Source organism: Streptosporangium sp. NPDC002544 (assembly GCF_040295965.1).
In the GTDB taxonomy this organism is placed as follows: Bacteria; Actinomycetota; Actinomycetes; order Streptosporangiales; family Streptosporangiaceae; genus Streptosporangium.
The window spans coordinates 12,364-29,146 of record NZ_JBEOWJ010000053.1 but is presented as its reverse complement, the minus strand read 5'-3'; the positions used below and the strand labels follow the sequence as shown (position 1 = coordinate 29,146).

At 69.0% G+C, this 16,783-nt stretch carries 16 protein-coding genes; 1 reads left to right on the top strand and 15 read right to left on the bottom strand.

Annotated features, from left to right (window positions below):
• Nucleotides 1–31: 31 nt before the first annotated feature.
• Together ABT061_RS45270 and ABT061_RS45265 are read right to left on the bottom strand one after the other, a co-directional pair.
• Entirely contained in the window at nt 32–298 is a 267-nt protein-coding gene (locus ABT061_RS45270; protein WP_350929883.1) for a hypothetical protein, read from the bottom strand.
• Complete coding sequence (locus ABT061_RS45265; RefSeq protein ID WP_350929882.1) at nt 295–1,488, bottom strand: acyl-CoA dehydrogenase family protein; 1,194 nt, start codon at nt 1,486–1,488, stop codon at nt 295–297. The genes ABT061_RS45270 and ABT061_RS45265 overlap by 4 nt, the downstream gene beginning before the upstream one ends.
• 105 nt (nt 1,489–1,593) lie before the next feature.
• On the opposite strand from ABT061_RS45265, the gene ABT061_RS45260 reads away from it, so the two are divergent.
• Nucleotides 1,594–1,968, top strand: a complete 375-nt coding sequence (locus ABT061_RS45260) for a VOC family protein (RefSeq protein ID WP_350929881.1) — start codon at nt 1,594–1,596, stop codon at nt 1,966–1,968.
• Between the two features lie 48 nt (nt 1,969–2,016).
• Here the strand turns inward: ABT061_RS45260 and ABT061_RS45255 are convergent, their stop codons facing one another.
• The 13 genes from ABT061_RS45255 to ABT061_RS45195 form a co-directional block, all read right to left on the bottom strand.
• A complete protein-coding gene (locus ABT061_RS45255; RefSeq protein ID WP_350929880.1) occupies nt 2,017–3,066 on the bottom strand; it encodes an MBL fold metallo-hydrolase in 1,050 nt (349 codons plus the stop codon).
• Nucleotides 3,056–3,589, bottom strand: coding sequence for a flavin reductase family protein (locus ABT061_RS45250; RefSeq protein WP_350929879.1), 534 nt, complete (start codon nt 3,587–3,589; stop codon nt 3,056–3,058). The genes ABT061_RS45255 and ABT061_RS45250 overlap by 11 nt, the downstream gene beginning before the upstream one ends.
• Nucleotides 3,586–5,166: a class I adenylate-forming enzyme family protein gene (locus ABT061_RS45245; RefSeq protein ID WP_350929878.1), complete on the bottom strand. Its 1,581-nt coding sequence runs from the start codon at nt 5,164–5,166 to the stop codon at nt 3,586–3,588. Before ABT061_RS45245 ends, ABT061_RS45250 begins: the two co-directional genes overlap by 4 nt.
• 162 nt (nt 5,167–5,328) lie before the next feature.
• Nucleotides 5,329–7,509 carry an acetate--CoA ligase family protein gene (locus ABT061_RS45240; RefSeq protein WP_350929877.1) on the bottom strand — a complete coding sequence of 727 codons (2,181 nt, stop codon included), beginning with the start codon at nt 7,507–7,509 and terminating at the stop codon, nt 5,329–5,331.
• Between the two features lie 226 nt (nt 7,510–7,735).
• Nucleotides 7,736–8,734 carry an LLM class flavin-dependent oxidoreductase gene (locus ABT061_RS45235; protein WP_350929876.1) on the bottom strand — a complete coding sequence of 333 codons (999 nt, stop codon included), beginning with the start codon at nt 8,732–8,734 and terminating at the stop codon, nt 7,736–7,738.
• A complete protein-coding gene (locus tag ABT061_RS45230) occupies nt 8,734–9,264 on the bottom strand; it encodes a VOC family protein (RefSeq protein ID WP_350929875.1) in 531 nt (176 codons plus the stop codon). Before ABT061_RS45230 ends, ABT061_RS45235 begins: the two co-directional genes overlap by 1 nt.
• A gap of 26 nt (nt 9,265–9,290) precedes the next feature.
• Complete coding sequence (locus ABT061_RS45225; RefSeq protein ID WP_350929874.1) at nt 9,291–10,253, bottom strand: enoyl-CoA hydratase-related protein; 963 nt, start codon at nt 10,251–10,253, stop codon at nt 9,291–9,293.
• Between the two features lie 33 nt (nt 10,254–10,286).
• The gene (locus tag ABT061_RS45220) at nt 10,287–11,333 is read right to left on the bottom strand and encodes an LLM class flavin-dependent oxidoreductase (protein ID WP_350929873.1); all 1,047 of its coding nucleotides are present in this window, start codon (nt 11,331–11,333) and stop codon (nt 10,287–10,289) included.
• A 302-nt stretch (nt 11,334–11,635) separates the two neighbouring features.
• Entirely contained in the window at nt 11,636–12,277 is a 642-nt protein-coding gene (locus ABT061_RS45215) for a TetR-type transcription factor C-terminal domain-containing protein (protein ID WP_350929872.1), read from the bottom strand.
• An 84-nt stretch (nt 12,278–12,361) separates the two neighbouring features.
• The gene (locus ABT061_RS45210; RefSeq protein WP_350929871.1) at nt 12,362–13,900 is read right to left on the bottom strand and encodes a long-chain-fatty-acid--CoA ligase; all 1,539 of its coding nucleotides are present in this window, start codon (nt 13,898–13,900) and stop codon (nt 12,362–12,364) included.
• Nucleotides 13,901–13,908: 8 nt separating this feature from the next.
• Nucleotides 13,909–14,964, bottom strand: a complete 1,056-nt coding sequence (locus tag ABT061_RS45205) for an LLM class flavin-dependent oxidoreductase (protein ID WP_350929870.1) — start codon at nt 14,962–14,964, stop codon at nt 13,909–13,911.
• A gap of 52 nt (nt 14,965–15,016) precedes the next feature.
• Nucleotides 15,017–15,781, bottom strand: a complete 765-nt coding sequence (locus ABT061_RS45200; protein ID WP_350929869.1) for an enoyl-CoA hydratase/isomerase family protein — start codon at nt 15,779–15,781, stop codon at nt 15,017–15,019.
• On the bottom strand, nt 15,778–16,782 hold the full coding sequence (locus ABT061_RS45195) for an ABC transporter ATP-binding protein (RefSeq protein ID WP_350929868.1): 1,005 nt from the start codon (nt 16,780–16,782) through the stop codon (nt 15,778–15,780). The genes ABT061_RS45200 and ABT061_RS45195 overlap by 4 nt, the downstream gene beginning before the upstream one ends.
• Nucleotide 16,783 lies beyond the last annotated feature (1 nt).

Below are 16,783 nucleotides of genomic sequence, written 5' to 3'. Positions count from 1 at the left end.
GCGCTGGCCGTCACCGCGTTCCGCATCGCGCTCACTCCCCGGCCGGCGGCTGGTTCCACCCGTCGGCGAACACGACGTCCTCCACCGGCCTGCGCACCGCGGGGCGGAAGGAGTCGGCACCGGCGAGCCAGGTGACCACCGGCGAGACCTGCTCGGGCGCCGGCTCGTCGACCGCGCGCGGGTCCGTCACCGGATCCGAGGTCATCCGCGTGCAGGCGACCGGCGCGACGGCGTGGCACCTTCCCCGTCCTCGTCCGGCACCGCTGATGATGGCCACCCGGCCCGCGCACGTGCTCACTGACGCACCGTCCTCTTCTTCGCTGATCCCCACCACATATGCCGGTCCTGGAGTCCGCGGGCGATGATGCCGAGCTGGATCTCCGACGTCCCCTCCACCACGGTCAGGTTCCGCGCGTCGCGGTAGAACCGTTCCGCCGGGTGTCCGGCGACGCTTCCCGCGGCACCGAAGATCTGCGTGGCCAACCCGGACACCCGTACCGCGCACTCGGTGGCGTGCAGTTTCGCCACGGCCAGTTGCCCGGCCGAATCCGGCCCGCTGTCGCCGCTCTCCACCAGGGCCGCGGCCCGGTAGGTCAGCAGCCTGGCCGCCTCGACATCGGCGGCCGCCCGGGCCAGTTCCCACTGGATCCCCTGTTGCCGGATCAGCGCCACCCCGTTGACCTGGCGCGTTTCCGCGTAGCGCACCGCGTGCATCAGGGCCGCCTCGGCGAGGCCGAGCCCGCGCGCGGCGACGACGGGGCGCATGGTCGCCAGCGAGCGCAGCAAAGGACCGAGCCCGGTGATACCCGGCAGCATGGCGTCGCCGGGGACGCGCACGCGTTCGAGCCCGATGTCCCCCAGGCTCATTCCCCGGACCGACGAGCGGGGATGGAGCCGGAGGCTCAGCCCCGGGACGTCCCGGTCCACGATGAAGGCGCGCAGCGCGTCCGGCCGTCGTTCGGCGGGGTCGGCCGTGGTCGCGACCACCACGTACCAGTCGGCCTCCTCCGCGCCGGAGACCCAGCTCTTGTGACCCGAGAGCAGCCAGCCGTCGCCGTCCGGCTCGGCGCGGGTGGACACACCCAGCACATCGCTACCGGCCTGCGGCTCGGACATGCAGAACGAGCCTCTGCTCCGGCCCCGCCCCAGGGGGATCAACCGCTCCCGTCGCTGCTCCGGCGTCCCCCCAAGGAGCAGGGGCGCCGCGGGCAACCGGGACAGCAGCAGCATCAGGCCCGCCGCGCTCGAGTACTGCGCCATCACCTCGGTGGCGTGAGTGAGCGCGACGACCCCCCGGGGGGCGTGGCCGTCGGGGCCGCCGAGCTCGGGCGGCAGGCTGAGAGCCAGCAGCCCTTCCGCGGCGAATCTCCGGTGGACGTCCTCGGGATAAAGGCCGTCGGCGTCGATCTCGGCGGCCCGTGGTCGGACCGCGTCCACGGCGATCTCATGAAGGCGGTCACGGAAGGAGCCGAAGTCTTGGAACATCATCACCTGTCCTTAGATACCGACCAGATGGTATGATCGGGTGCACATCCCCGTCAACGTCCGGGTCGTGAGCGGCCGGGCGGCCGTCAGGCCGAGAAGGAGACCATCATGACCGTGGCCCCCCAGCAGAGTGGCGTGCTCCGCGGCATCGCCGTCGCGGTCCAGGACACCGCCGCCGCCGAGAGGCTGCTGGGCCGCGTGACGGACCTCCCGGTCACCGTCAGGGACGGCGCCCGCTGGACCGCACTGGACGCGGGTGGGGTCACCGTGGCCCTGACCGTGGCCGAGGAGTTGCCCGGCGGCGCGGCGGTGAGCCTCAACGTCAAGGTCGCCGATGTCGCGGCCGCGCACGACCTGCTGATCGCCGCCGGCGCGCTGTCCGTCCTGGCGCCGGCCCTGACCGCGCACGAGGAACGGGCCGCGGTCCGGCTCGGCGACTCCGTGGTGCTCTCGATCTACCGGTCGCTCCCCCGGCAGGCCTGACCGGCGGGCCCGGGGCCGGGTCACTCCCGGCCCGCACCGGCCTCGGCCTCAGGAGTCCCGAGGCACCCAGCTCTCGGTGGACACCCCGTTCCGATCGAGTCGCGCCAGGCGGCCGAGCGTCTCGAGATGGACGAGGTGCGACATGGTCTCCGCGACGGCGGCCCGGACCATCGCGGAACCGAACCGCTCCAGGGGCCGTGACCAGCCGATGCGCCGCGTCACCTGCCAACCGGACACCCCGGGGTCCGCGCGGACCACCGACTCCACCTCGTCGAGGCGCAGGTCGTGGTGGCCGGCCAGGAAGTCGGTCCTCTCGCGCAGTCCGGAGAACCGGTTCTCATGCCCCGGCAGCACCTCCTCGACGTCGAGCGCGGCCACCTTTCGCAGGGAGGCCAGGAAGTCCCCCAGGACGTCCGACTCCTCGGCCGGGTGCACACCGACACCCGGCGTGATCCGCGGCAGCACGTGATCACCGGAGAACAGCAGCCGGTGCCCGGTGTCGTACAGGCAGAGATGCCCCTGCGTGTGACCGGGGGTCCACACCGCCCGCACCGACCACCCGGGCAGATCCAGCATCGCCCCGTCGGGCACTCCCGTGACCGGAGCGGTCCAGGACTCCTCGGATGAGGGGGCGCTGGCGGCCAGCATCTCCTCGACCCGCGCCGAAGGCACGCCCCAGCGGGGATAGGTGGCCTCGAGCGCTCGCCGGAAGTTCAGCGGGCCGCTCCTGCCGCCCCGCAGCCGTCCCGCCTCCAGCTCGTGCACCAGCACGCCGGCCCCCGACGCGCCCGCCACCCGGTAGGCGAGGCCGAGATGGTCGGGATGGGCATGGGTGACGACCACCTTGCGCACCTCGTCAAGACGCCGTCCCAGTAAGGTCAGTCCGTCTCGCAGGCTCCGCCAGGACTCCTCGCTGTCCCAGCCCGCGTCCACGAGCGCGATGCCACCGCCCGCCAGTTCGAGGACATAGACGTTGACCGCCTGGAGCGAGGTGATCGGTATCGCGACCGGTATCGACCACAGGCCGGGACGGATCTCAACCGGTCGCCAGTCGATCGGCCGCCGAGCCGCCGAGGCCAGATCGGCCTCAGTCGACACTGAGGTACCGCCCGCCGAGAAAGACCAGCGGCATCTCTCCGGCCCCCGTCTCAAGGTGCGTCACCCTGCCGACGGCGATGCTGTGGTCGCCCGCCTGGTACTCGGCCTCCAGGTCGCATTCCACCCAGGCGACCACGTTCTCCAATCGCGGCGCGCCGTTGCCCGCCGCCGCCCAGGAGAGTCCGCGGAACTTGTCGGGCTGCTTGCTCGCGAAGGCCGCGCAGACGTCCTCCTGGCCGGCCGCGAGGACGTTCACGCAGAAACGCCTCGCCATCCGGATCTTGGGCCAGCTCGTGGAGCTCTCACCGGGGCAGAAGGCTATCAGCGGGGGATTCATGGACACGGAGGTGAACGTGCCGATCGCCAGTCCGACCGGCTGCCCGTCCGGCCCGATACCGGCGACCACCGCGACACTGGTCGGCACGTTTCCCAGCACCCGCCGGAAGTGCGCTCCCGGGATCGTCGCGGACGCGCCGGAGGATCCGGCCTGGCGCGACGATCCGGTCATCGGAACAGTCGTCATGCCGACTCCTTGATGTCGTTCGCCCCGGAGGACCGGGACGCGTCCGAGGCGACAAGCGCCGCGCGCTGGACCTTTCCTGCCTCGCTCCGGGGCAGCGCGTCCACGAAGGCCACCTGCCGCACGCTCTTGAAGTGGGCGAGCCGCTCACGGCACCAGGCGATCAGCTCGTCGGCCATCGCCGTTCCCACCGCCGTCCCCGCCGTGGGGACGACGAACGCCCTGGGCACCTCGCCGAGGCGATCGTCCGCCACGCCGACCACCGCGACGTCGGCCACCGCGGGATGCCGGCGTAGGACCGCCTCCAGTTCCCCCGGCCACACCTGGAAACCTCCGGTCTTGATGACCTCCCTGCTACGCCCCACGAGATACAGCACCCGGTCGGCGTCGACGTAGCCGATGTCGCCGGACCGGACCCAGCCGTTCTCCACGAGCGAGGCCCCGTCACCGTCCGCGTCGACGTAGCCCTTGGTGCGCGTGGACTTGACCCAGATCTCGCCCTGTTCCCCGGCCTCCCGGGAGGCGCCGCCCTCGTCCCGGATCTCAAGCTCGACACCGTCGTAGATCCGGCCGACCGACCCCGGCTTCCAGCGCCCCTCACGAACGTCCCGGGCATTCCACCCCGCGACGTGGCCGAGCTCGGCCGAACCGTAGTTGGACATCACGATGACGCCGAACCTCTGCTCGAACAGGGCCTTCAGCTCGGGGTCCAGCCGCTGCCCCGCGACGAGCACCTTGCGTACCGAGGAGATGTCCAGCTGCTCGGCGGTGTGCGTCAGGTCGTACACCATGGTCGGCAGCAGGAACAGATTGTCGACGCGGTAGCGCGGCACCAGCCGCGCGATCCGGTCGACGGAGAATCGCTCGACCAGCAGCACCGCCCTGCCGACGTGCCAGCCGAACAGCAGGGACTGGATGCCGCCGCCGTGGAAGAGCGGCAGCAGCACCAGGTTCGGCGGCACGGACTCGTCCGCCGGCGCGTACAGCCCCTCCTCCGGCTGCCGCCCCCCCTTCTGCGCCCGGGCGAGGGTCGACATCGAGGCGTACGTGCCGGAGTGGGTGACGGCCACGGCCTTCGGCATTCCGGTGGAACCACCGGTGAACAGCAGCAGTCCCTCGTCCTCGTCGGCCGGCTCGGGGGCCCTGACCGGCGGCGAGTCGCTCTCGGCGGAACCACGAGCCGCCTCCCCCGCCGTCCGGACCACGTCAAGGGAGAGCACCGGGACGCCGACGCCGTCTTCGGGGAGCCTCGCCGGGTCGGCGACCACCATGCCGGGCCCGGTCTTGGCGATGCACGATCGGACCTCGTCGGAGTTGTAGAGCCCGCTCATCGGGACCGGAACGAGACCGGCCTTCCAGCAGCCGGCGAGACCGAAGACCAGCTCGGGGCTGTTGGCGAGGTAGAGGCCCACCCGGCTGCCCGGCGTCGATCCATGCTCGACGAGGGCGCGGGCGACCGCCGAGGCGGCCTGGTCGATCTGCCGGTACGTCCAGGTCCGGCCATCCTCATGAATGAGTCCGATGCGGTGTGGCGACCTGCTCGCCCGCGCCTCCAGGTCGTGTACGAGGTTACGCCTCAACTGTCCTCCTCGGCTGTTGGCACGGTGGCCCAACATCGTGATTCCGTTCTCCCGGCGGATCGGCCGCGCCCATCGCGCCTGCCCTCGGGGCCCCTCCGGCGCTTCGGGTGAGCCGCGGCCCACTTCCGGCGCCCATTATTTTGATACCGACTAGTCGGAATATTACTGCGTGCCGGACTCGCTGTCCACCTTCTCCACCTCTGGCCGAGTGGCCCACTCGACCAGCAGGTCCAGCGCCTCCACCCGGTCTCCGCGGACCCACAGCGGGTTCACCTCGACAGCCCGCAACTCGGGGCCGAGGGCGGTCGCGAGTCGCTGCACTCCGTGCACGGCGGCCGCCACCCTTGCCAGGTCGGCGGGCGCCGAACCGCGAAAGCCGCCGAGCAGCCGCGAGACGCGCAACTCCGACAGCAGGCCCGGGATGTCCCGCTCAGGCACTGGAAGCGGCCTGACCACGACGTCCTCCAGCAACTCGGTCAGCACCCCACCGGACCCCACGGTCAGCAGCGGACCCCAGTTCGGATCGTTGATCACGCTGACCAGCAGTTCCACGCCCGCCGGACGCATCGGGGCGACCAGCGCTCCGTCCAGCGCCGCGCCCGGTAGCCGGCTCGCCACCTCGGCCAGCATCTTCTCGAAGGCGGACCGCACGGCATCGGAATCGCGGAGATCGAGCACCACACCCCCCACATCGGATTTGTGGGGTACGTCCTCACTGATCACCTTGAGCACCACGGGGAAGCCCAGCTCGGCGGCCGCCTCCGCGGCCTCGTCGGCCGTGCGGGCCAGGCGGCTGGGGGGTACCGGCACTCCGTACTCGACCAGAAGCCTCTCCGGCTCGAAAGCGGCGGCGCCCGCGGTGCCGCCGGTCACCGGCGCGGCGGGGCTCCGGTCCCGCAGCGCGCGCGGCAGCAGCTCCGCGTACCTGGCGGACCTGTCGAGCGCGGTCATCCCCGCCGCGATCCCCGGCAGGATGACCAGGTCGTTCTCACGGACGATCTCCAGCGCGAACGGGCTCAACGCGAAGACCGCACCGGTCTGGAGCACCACCGGTACCTGACTGTCCCTGATCGCCTGGGCGAGCCTCCCGAACCGGGCCCGAACCACGTCCTCGTCCGGTCCAGGCGCCGCCGGCAGCACCACGGACTGCAGGATCGTCACGTCGTAGTCGTCGGCGCCGTGCTCCGCCACCAGTCGTGTCGCGGCGAAGGGAAGGTCGGCCGCCTTGACCACGAACCCCGTCACATCCAGGGGGTTCTGGACGTCGGCGAAGGCGGGCATCTCCTCGACCAGCGCCTTGGCCAGGGGACCGGCGAAGGGAGGCAGCGTGAAGTCCAGCGGCTCGGCCGCGTCGGCGATCAGTTCGCACGCTCCCCCCGACGCGGCGACGACGGCGAGCCGGCGTCCACGCAGCCCCCGGGGGTGGCGGCCGAGCAGTGCCGCCGTCGCCACCAGGTCCTCTATCGAACGCACCGGGACGACACCAAGGTCCTCCAGGGCCGCCACCGTGGAGGCGTGGTCGCCCACCAGGGCCCCGGTGTGCGACAGGGCCGCCTCGCGTCCCAGTGACGAGCTGCCGACGTGCAGTGCGACGATCGGCTTGCCCCGCTCCGCCGCCCGCAGCGCGGCCGCCCTGAACGCCGCGGGGTCGCGCACCGACTCCAGGAACACCGCGATGACATCCGTGGCCTCGTCGTCGACGAGGTGGTCGATCACGTCGGTGGCGGTGATCACCGCCTCGTTCCCGGTGGTGGCGAGCAGGCTCAGGCCCGTGCCCCAGCTCCGCGCCAGGCTGAGCACGTGGGTGGCCAATCCCCCGGACTGCATGACGACCCCCACGCGGCCGGTCGGCAGACCGTCCGGAACCGGCAGGCCGAACAGCCGCACTCCGTCTGTGGCGTTCACGAACCCGCTGACGTTCGGGCCGAGCAACCGGGCGCCCCCGGCCGCGCAGAGCTCCACCAGACGTCGCTGTCGTTCCGCGCCCTTGGGGCCCGCCTCACCGAGACCGGCCGAGAGCACGACGAAGTCCCCGGTACCGGCCGCCAGCGCCTGCTCGACGAGGTCCGCCACGTGGTCCGGTCCGACCATGACGAAGGCGAGGTCGACCGGCTCGTCCAGCGCGTCCAGGCCCGGCACGGTCCGTCGCCCGTGCACCATGCCGCGTCGCGGGTTCACCAGGACGACGTCGTCGAGTCCCGCCGAGAGGTCCGTGCCCGCGAGAACGAGCCGGGTCCAGCCGGAGGACTCGCTCGCACCGATCAACGCCACCCGCCGTGGCGCGAAGAAACCGCCGAGGTCACGCGTCGGCGCCGCGGTCGGTACATCCTTGGTAGCGCTCATTCCGCTCTTCCTTCGAATCAGTGGATTCCCCATTTTAGTACCGTCCGGTCGGTATGCTCTTCCGGTCGAAGAGGGCGCCCGGGAGAGGTTCCCCGCTCGCCGGGGCCGACCGGGTCGCGCGGCTCCGTCGTTCCGCAGGCGGGAGACTCAGGGGAACGAGAGCCGCACCGACCAGGTGGGCAGCCACGGCGAACGTGGTCTCCGTGCTGCGAGGCACCGTCCGCCCTCAGACGCTGGCCAGACCGGCGAACCGCGGCATGACCTCTTTCGCGAACAGCTTGACGGACTCGACCGTTCGTTCGTGCGACGTCCCGAGCCAGTACGGCCGGGCGATGATGTGGTTCACACCGGCCTCCTCCAGGCGCGCGATGCGCTCGGCCACGAAGTCAGGGTCACCCACCATGAACAGGTTCTCCCACATGTACTCGAACTTTTCCTTCTGGAAGGCGAGCTGCGGGTACTCGGCGTAGTTGAAGTACTCCCGCTCGACGTTCGATCGCACGGTGTCCCTGGCCAGCTGTGTGGTGGGGGCGCAGAACACGTTCACGATCATCGGGTACTCGCGGCCCTCACGCGACTTGCCGGCCTTGGCCAATGCGTCGTCGTGATTGGCCATGGCCTTCACGTGCCAGCCGGGCTTCGGCGAGTTACCCGGAATGATCCAGGCATCGCCCAGCTCCGCGGCCTTCCGCACCGAGATCGGGCCTCCGGCCCCGACCCAGATCGGCGGACCTCCCTGCTGGAACGGCTTCACGCAGATGCTGTCGTGGACGCTGTAGAACTCGCCGTCGAAGTCCACCCTTTCGCCGGTCCACAGCGCGCGGATCAACCGGATCTGCTCGTGCATCTTCCGGAAACGGTTGGGCTTGTCGATGTTCATGGCGGCGAACTCGTTGTTCCGGTAGCCCGCCCCCACCCCCAGGACCAGCCTTCCCCCGGCCATGTGGTCGAGGGTCGCGAACTCCTCCGCGATGTGCACGGCGTGGTAGGCGGGCAGGATCACCAGGCTGGTCCCGACGGTCATGTTGCCGGAGTGCTGGATCAGTTTCGCGACGACCGAGATGGTCTGCGGTGTCTGCAGGTTCGCGAGAAAGTGGTTGATGGCGAAGATCGAGTCAAACCCCTGCTCGGCGGCCAGCTCGGTCAGGTCCCACAGCTCGTAGAGCCGCTGGCGCAGGTCGTCCTCCGGCAGGTACTGATGCGACGCCAAGATGCCGAACTTCATTATCGCTCCTGTTCCGGCGTGCCCGCTGACGCCGTTTCCGCTCGCTGTGCGGCCCTGAAGGCACGGACCTGCTCCGGGGTGGGCAGGCTGACGAACTCGACCTGGATCTGATCCGGGTCCTCGCACATGAACATGGTGATCGGACCGTAGTTGTCCAGGACGCTGGTCGCCGGGGGGTGGTAGCAGTCCACCCCCATGCCGACCAGACGGTCGTACACGTCCTGGATCTCGTCGGCCGGTACCGGGAAACATATGGAGAAGACGCCCGGGTCTCCCGGCCGCTTGGGGCGGGAGTCCTCCGGCACCGGCAGGTCCCACTGGATCAGCTCCAGCTGCCCGATCTTCGTCGGCCCCTGGAAGTACACCGCCCTGCCACCGGCGCCCGGAGGTGTCCGCAGCCGCTTGTGCATCGTCTCGTTGCCCACCCGCATGTCCAAGGTCATGCGCAGCCCGAGCCCGTCGCGATAGAACGGGATGGACTTCTCAAGATCGCGAACACTGACCGCGATGTGGTGGATCTCGCCGACCATCGGCAACTCTCCTTCGATAGTGGACGTCAGCCGAGCTTTCCTCCGAGCCGGAACCTCGGCGCGACCGCGGCGTCCCGGTCCCTGAGCGCCTGGGCAAGGCCCTTGTCCCGCCGCTCCTTGACGAAGTTGTACTCGCCCTCCGCCAGCGAAAGGTTCGTGGCCCAAGCGTGCCCGATCCAGTTGCCCACCTCGCCGACGCCCTTGCCGCGAGCCTCCATGGCGATGCGCATCATCGACTTGCCGATCATCAGGCCGTCCAGCGGCATGAACGAGATGGCCGTGACGTACTCGTCGACGGCGGCGTCCAGCTCCTCTCTGGGCACCACCTGGTTGACGAAGCCGATGCGCTCCCCCTCCTCCGCGGTGAGGGGCCGCATCGTCAGCATGATCTCCTTCATCTTCTTCAGCCCCAGGTTCTCGATCCACAGGTACATGTCCTGCGGGGCGGAGCCGAGGTAGCGGAAGGCCGGATGGGTGAACTGGGCGTCCGGCGAGGCGACGATCATGTCGGCACCCAGTGCGATCTTCATGTGGCCGCCGTAGCAGTAACCGTGCACCTGGCAGATCGTCGCCTTCAGGCAGTTCGTGACCTTGTTTCCAAGGCTCTCGGAAAGGAGGTTCCTGTCCGGGAGAATGCGCTGGCGCTGCGCCGGACGCCCCGCCCGCTCGCCCTTCTTGTTCTTGCCGTAGCCGATGTAGTAGCCCAGCTCGGCGGCGTCCGCACCGGAGCCGAAGCAGTCGCCGTTGCCCTTGAAGACGATCGTCTTCACGTCGTCGTCCACCTCGGCCTCCCGGATCAGGTCGCCGACCCTCTCGAAAGCCGCCACCGGGATGCCGTTCAGCTTCTCCGGGACATTGAAGATGATGTAGGCGACCGCCTTCTCCGGGTCCTTCTCGTACAGCACCGAGTTCTCGATGGCCTTCTCGTCGATCGCCATGCCTTCGGCGTCCCACTGAGAGGCCAGGAGTTCGTACTCGCTCTTCTTCATCAAACTCTCCAGGAACTGGGAATGGGCCGACCGTCAGACCGAGGTGAGCTGGGGAATCACCTTCGCGGCGAAGGTCTCCATCGACTCGATGGCACGCCTGCGGTCAAGTGAGGGAATGTGGAACCAGCCGATGTAGTGGGTGACACCCAGTTCGTCCCGGATCCGGCCGAGGGTGTCGACCACCCGGTCCACCGACCCGAAGGTGCCGCCGTGGGTCAGGGTCTTCTCCACGGTGAGCAGACCGATGTTCCGCTGAACCTTGTCGTAGTACGCCCGCTCCGACTCGATCGCCTCGTCGGAGCCGGGAATCACCTTGCCGACGCTGCGGTAGTAGTTCAGCGCGGCCCCTGCCGCCGCCTGCAGACCGTCCGCACTCCCGCCGACCCACACCTGCTGCATGAAGGGGAGGTCGAAACCACCGCTCTCGTGCCCGCCTTCGACGAGCGCCTCACGGTAGGAGTCGTAGTTCTCCTTGATCCGCTGCATGGGCGTGAAGCTGGACGACACGATGATGTGGTCGCCGGCCAGCCCGCGCTGCCGGAAGGTCTCCGGTGACGACGTGCCGTGCAGGATCGGCGGCCCTCCCGGAGTCACGGGCTTCGGGAAGACGTTCATGTCGCTGTACTGGAAGTGCTTGCCCTCGTACGACCAGTTCTCCTGAGTCCACGCCAGCTTCAGGATGTCGACGATCTCCGCGTACAGCTCCTTGTTGGCGTCGCGGTCCTTGCCGAAACCTCGGAACTCGCTCGGCTGGTAGCCGCGTCCGATGCCGAGCACGAGACGGCCGTCGGACAGGATGTCAAGCAGCGCGGCGTCCTCGGCGATGCGAAGCGGGTCGTGCAGTGGGACGACGACCACTGCGGTGCCAATGGTGATGTTGCGCGTCCGCTCGGCGATCGCCGTGCCCAGCATCAGCGGATTACCGAGGATCCCGTAGCGCGAGAAATGGTGCTCCGCCAGCCAGCACGAGTCGAATCCCAGTTCGTCGGCGATCTGGATTTCCTCGATGGTGTCTCGCAGCACCTGCGCGTCGTCTCCGTCACCCTCGGCCGGAAACAGATTCATCACGCCAAATTTCATGCTTCAACCCCCTCGTTACATTCCGACCAGTAGGTATGGTACGGGTATCAAACTGAGATCGTCAAGGTGCCGGATGTCTGGACTCCCGGTACTTCCCCGGCGGACGCATCAGCGTTCGGGGACCGTTCCACGGCCTCCACCGAACGGCGTCAACGCCGAGGTCAGCAGCATCACAGGGCATCCTCAGAGGCGCGGTCGTCCGAGCGCGCCCCCAGGTTCTCCGCCTACGACGGACACCCCGGGCCCGGCGAGTAACCGGGCACGCGACGGTGCCCGTTTTCTCACACCGACCGGTCGGGACGTTACTGGCTGGAAGAAGCCCCGCTCGTCGGCGAGATCAGTCCTCCGAGAACCAGCTCGGAGAGCTGGTCGGCCACTTCGGAGACGGCCAGCAGGCCGTCAGGGCGGTACCAGTTGTACGCCGAGGTCAGCATGCCCAGGACTCCGAAGCTGGCGATACGTGGTTGCAGGGCCGAGTTGAAAACCCCTTCTTCGATACCTTGACGGATCACCAACTCGTACATCGCGTCGAGCTCGTCGCGCTTTTTCTTTATCGCGGCGAAGCGTTCCTCGGTAAGGAAGCGGCGCTCCTGAGTAAACACGGTGACATGGGCGCGGAACTGGTCGATGGCGACCAATGACTCAAGGATGAGCTGCCGCAACCGTTCGACCGGGGTCTCGAATGACTCAAGAATGCGACGGCAGTTCCGGAGCCGGTCGTCGATGTATTCCTCCTGTATCTGCTGAAGGATCTCCTCCTTACCGGAGAAGTGATGATACAAGGCCCCCTTGGTCAGGTTGGCCTCCTTCACGATGTCCTCCACGGACGTCGCGTGGTAACCGCCGACCTCGAACAGCTTCAGTGCACTTGCCAGCAGCGCCCGCCGCGTCTCCGCGGGAGAATAGGTGCCCCGGGGGCCACCTCGTGATGCGGTACGTGCCATGGTTCTCGTCCCCCTTACCTAGAACGGTTTCTCAGTGGTTATCTGCCACACAGGGTAGGGCGTCCGCCGTCACAGTGCGCGAGGTCAGGAGAGGAGCATCGAGTCGGTTTTCTCCGAGGATTCCCGTAGCACCCGCTTGAGCACCTTTCCCGAGGGATTACGGGGGAGCTTGTCCACGAAAGCCACGGATTTCGGCGTTTTGAAGGACGCGAGACGTTCACGGCAGTAGCCGAGCAGATCGTCCTCCGCCAGCGTCGCGCCGGCCTTCAGCACGACGTACGCCTTTGGCACCTCCTGCCAGCGCGGATGCGGCACACCGATCACCGCCGTCTCGGACACGAGAGGATGAGTGTAGATCACCCGCTCGATCTCCTGGCTCGCGACGTTCTCCCCGCCGGAACGGATCATGTCCTTGAGCCGATCCGTGATGTAGAGGAAACCGTCCTCGTCCACCATTCCGACGTCACCCGTGTGGAACCAGCCACCCCGCCACGCCTGAGCGGTCAGCTCCTCGTCACCCCAGTAGCCGGGCGTCACCTTCGGGCCGCGGAGCACCACCTCACCCTGAACACCCGGACCGGCGTCGTTCTCGTTCTCATCGACCACCCGATACTCCACGAAGGGCACGGCCGTGCCGACGGAACCACGCTTCGACACGACGTGTGCGACGTCCATGTAGGCGATGGAGCTGCACGCCTCCGTCATGCCGTAGGCCTGGACCAGGCGGGTCGTCGGCAACATCTCCCGGACCTCGCGGTACAGCTCTCCGGCGGCCGCGCCGAAGACGATCCACTTGAGCGAGGAGAGGTCCCGCGAGCCGTCCGAGGCCGACCGCAGGCTGTGCAGAATCGCCTGCACGAAGATACCACCGGTGACCTGGTGCTCCTCGATGAGCCTGAGTGCCAGTGGCGCGTCGAACTTTCGCATTATCACCAGCGCCCCGCCGTTGAAGAGCGCGCCGACGCCGGGTGAGTCCCAGGCCGCGACGTGGTACAGCGGGGACGAGATGAGGAGCCGGTCGGCCGAGGAGAGCCCGAGCTCGCTCGTCTGGGCGATGACGTTCAGCGCGGCCATGCCGTGCGTGATGATCACGCCCTTTGGACGGCTGGTGGTTCCCGAGGTGTACATGATCCGTTGCGGGTCGTCGAAGGCGACCTCCGCCGGCGGGACCTCCCGGCCCGAGTAGTCCGCCAGCACCTGGGCGAAGAGCGACCAGCCGGGAGAACCGCAACCGTCCCCGTCGAGCTGCACCGACGCCCGCAGGCGCAGATCCTCGCAGATCTCGTGCATGACCTCCACGAACTCGGTCTCACAGATCACCGCGACCGCTCCCGAGTCGCGAACCAGGAACTCGAGCTCCACCCGCTGGAGCCGGTAGTTCAGCGGGACCGCGATGGCCCCGAGCCGGTAAACGGCCAGCACCGCGCAGACGTACTCCGGCGAGTTCATGCCGAGTACGGCGACCCGGTCGCCCTTCCCGACACCGCGTTCGGCGAGGAACGCGGCGGTGGCGTGGACCGAGTCGGCGAGACGCCCGTACGTCCAGACGTCCTCATCGGTGATGAGCGCGGGCTCCGCCTCCCTGCGTACCCTCTGAAGATCGACCAGTCGCCCAAAGTTCATCGCGGTCATTAAATTCGGACCTCTCCTATCGATTTCCGGAGGACTTCAGAAGTTTCGCCAACCGGCACCTCCGCCAGCGCGGGGATGACCTCCTCGCCGAGCAGCCGGATCGAGCGCAGCACGTCGGCCTGGGGCATCCCGGTCCACTGCAGCCGGAGCACCACGTCGGTGTAGCCGATCTCCGCGTAGCGGCTCAGCCTCTCGATGACGTCCTCGGGTGAGCCGATCACGGCATGGCCGCTGATCAGGTCGTCCAGCGAGGCACCGTGCTTCCAGCCGCGGTAGTTCTCGTACTGCTCCGCGAGGAAGGCGCCGGCCGCGTCGACGGCGGCCTGTCGTGTCGGGGCGACACAACCCTCTCGCAGCAGCGGGTAGTCACGGTCGAGGGAGCGCCCGTGCTGGACCAGTGCCTCCCGGAACATCGCCATCCGCTCGGCCACCTCCTCGACCGTTCCGTTGGGGGCGACGGCCCAGGCGGCGTCGAGTCTGGCCACCCGGCGCATGCCCACCGGGCCGAAGGCCCCCAGCCAGAGCGGCGGCCCCGAGGGCTCGACCGGTTTCAGCAGCACCCGGGCGCCGTCCAGTTCGCCGAAGGAGCCCGACCTGGTGACCGGCTCCCCCGACCACAGGGCTCGGAGGACCTCGACGTACTCCTCCATCCGTTTGAACCGCTCCTCCAGGGGGATCCCGAACGCGCGGAACTCCACGCTGCGGTAGCCCGCGCCGAGTCCGAGGATCAGACGACCTCCGGAGAGCTGGTCGATGGTCGCGAACTCCTCGGCGAGCGCCAGCGGGTTGTGCAGCGGCAGCAGGTAGACGCCGAACCCCAGCCGGATCCGCTCGGTGCGCGCGGCCAGGTAGGCCACCGTCGACAGTGGTTGCAGGAACTGCGAGCGGGTCAGGTAATGGTGCCCGAGCAGGATGGTGTCGAGGCCCATCTCCTCGGCCAGCGCCACCTGCTCCATCGTGTCGCGCAGCCCCTCGCGGACCGATGCCTCGGGCGTGTAGTGCGCGGAGAGTGACATCCCGACCCGGATGCGACGGGTGGGTCTCGTCTCGGTCATCGTCGTTCCTCCTCGTCGGTCCGTGCCGTTCGCACGGCCGCGTCTGCCTGTGTCATGCGGGCGCCTGGCCGGCGAAACGGCGCAGAGCCGATTCGACCCCGAGTGCCACCCGCTCCCCCTCGTCGGCCGCGGCGAGCCGCCCCACGAGTTCCTTGGTGGCGCGTATCGCCCCGTCCGGATGACCGGAGAGCAGGCCGGCGACCCGCACCGTCTCCTCGTCGTGCTCCGAGGCCGGGACGACCGAGGTCACCAGCCCGTCCGCCATCGCCCGGCGCGCGTCGAACCGCTCCCCGGTCACCGCCCACTCCAGCACCGCGCGGCGCGTCATGACGGAGAGCAGTTCCGGGATCACGGTGGCGGGCGGCATGCCGAGCCTGATCTCCGGAAGCCCGAAACGGCTGTCGTCCGCCGCTATCACCAGGTCGCAGCGGGTCAGCAGGGCGCAGCCGAATCCGAGAACCAGGCCCGCCGGAGCGGCCACGGTCACCTGTGGCAGTGCGCTGATCGCCGCGAGCAGCCGTCGGCCATGCCGGAAGAACGACGCCAGCGCCTCGGGACCGGCACCGGCCAGCCGCTCGAAGTCGGTGACGTCCCATCCGGCGCAGAACGGCCGGCCGGCGGCCCGGAGCACCACGACGCCGATCTCCGGCCGGGATGCCAGCCATTCGAGGGCGGCGACCAGTTCGTCGCAGACCTCCTGTCCGATGGCGTTGCGCCGCTCGGGCCGGGACCAGGTCACCGTCGCCACCGGGCCGTCGACCACCGAGACGACGAACCGGCTCTCGGGCCGGCTCTCGGGCGCGGTCAGGGCGCTCATGCCTGGGACGAGGCGGGCAGGAACGCCTCGCCCCGGTCGTTCTCCAGCGCGAAGTGACATCGCGCGTGGTCACCACCCGGGACCTCGACCCACGGGACCTGACCGGCCGTGCAGATCTGCTCGGCGCGGGGGCAGCGCGGGGCGAACCGGCATCCCGTCCAGTCCTCGGTGATCCTGGGAGCGGCCCCGTCGATCGCCTTGATCTCGCCGCCGTCCCAGCTCGGGATGGCCGCCAGCAGGGCCCGCGTGTAGGGGTGCCGGGGACGGTGGACGACGTCCTTCGCCGTGCCCATCTCCACGATCTGACCGGCGTACATCACCGCTATCCGGTTACAGATCTCGCTCGCCAGCATGAGGTCGTGGGTCACGAACACCGTGCCCATCCCGGATCCGGCTGTCAGCGAGCCGAGCAGGCCGACGACCTCCGCCTGGGTGGTCACGTCCAGCGCCGAGGTGCACTCGTCGGTGATCAGCACCTCCGGCTCCGTGACCACCGCGAGTGCGATGGCGATCCGCTGGCGCATTCCCCCGGAGAGCTGATGGGGGAAGGAGTCGAGCACCCGATCCACCTCGGTGAAGCCCATCCGGCTGATCACATGAGCGATCCGCGCGTCCCGTTCCTCGGGAGAGAGCTTCGGCAGGTGGGTGCGGACCACCTCACGGAGCTGGCGCCGTACCCTCATCAGGGGGTTGAGCGAGAACGACGCCCCCTGGAAGACCATTCCGACATGACGTCCGCGGACCTTGTCGACGTTCTGCCTTCCCGGCGCCTGGACCTGCTCACCCAGCACGACGACCTCGCCTGAGGCCACCGAGACATTGCGGTCCAGCAGGCCCAGGACGCTCCGCACCGTGGTCGTCTTGCCGCTGCCCGACTCCCCGATGAGACCGAGGATCTCTCCCCCTTCGAGGGTCAGGTCCACGGCGTCCACCAGCACCTGCGTGCCTCGGGCGGTCGCCGCCTCAATGGTGAGATCACGGAGTTCGAGAACCGTACCCATG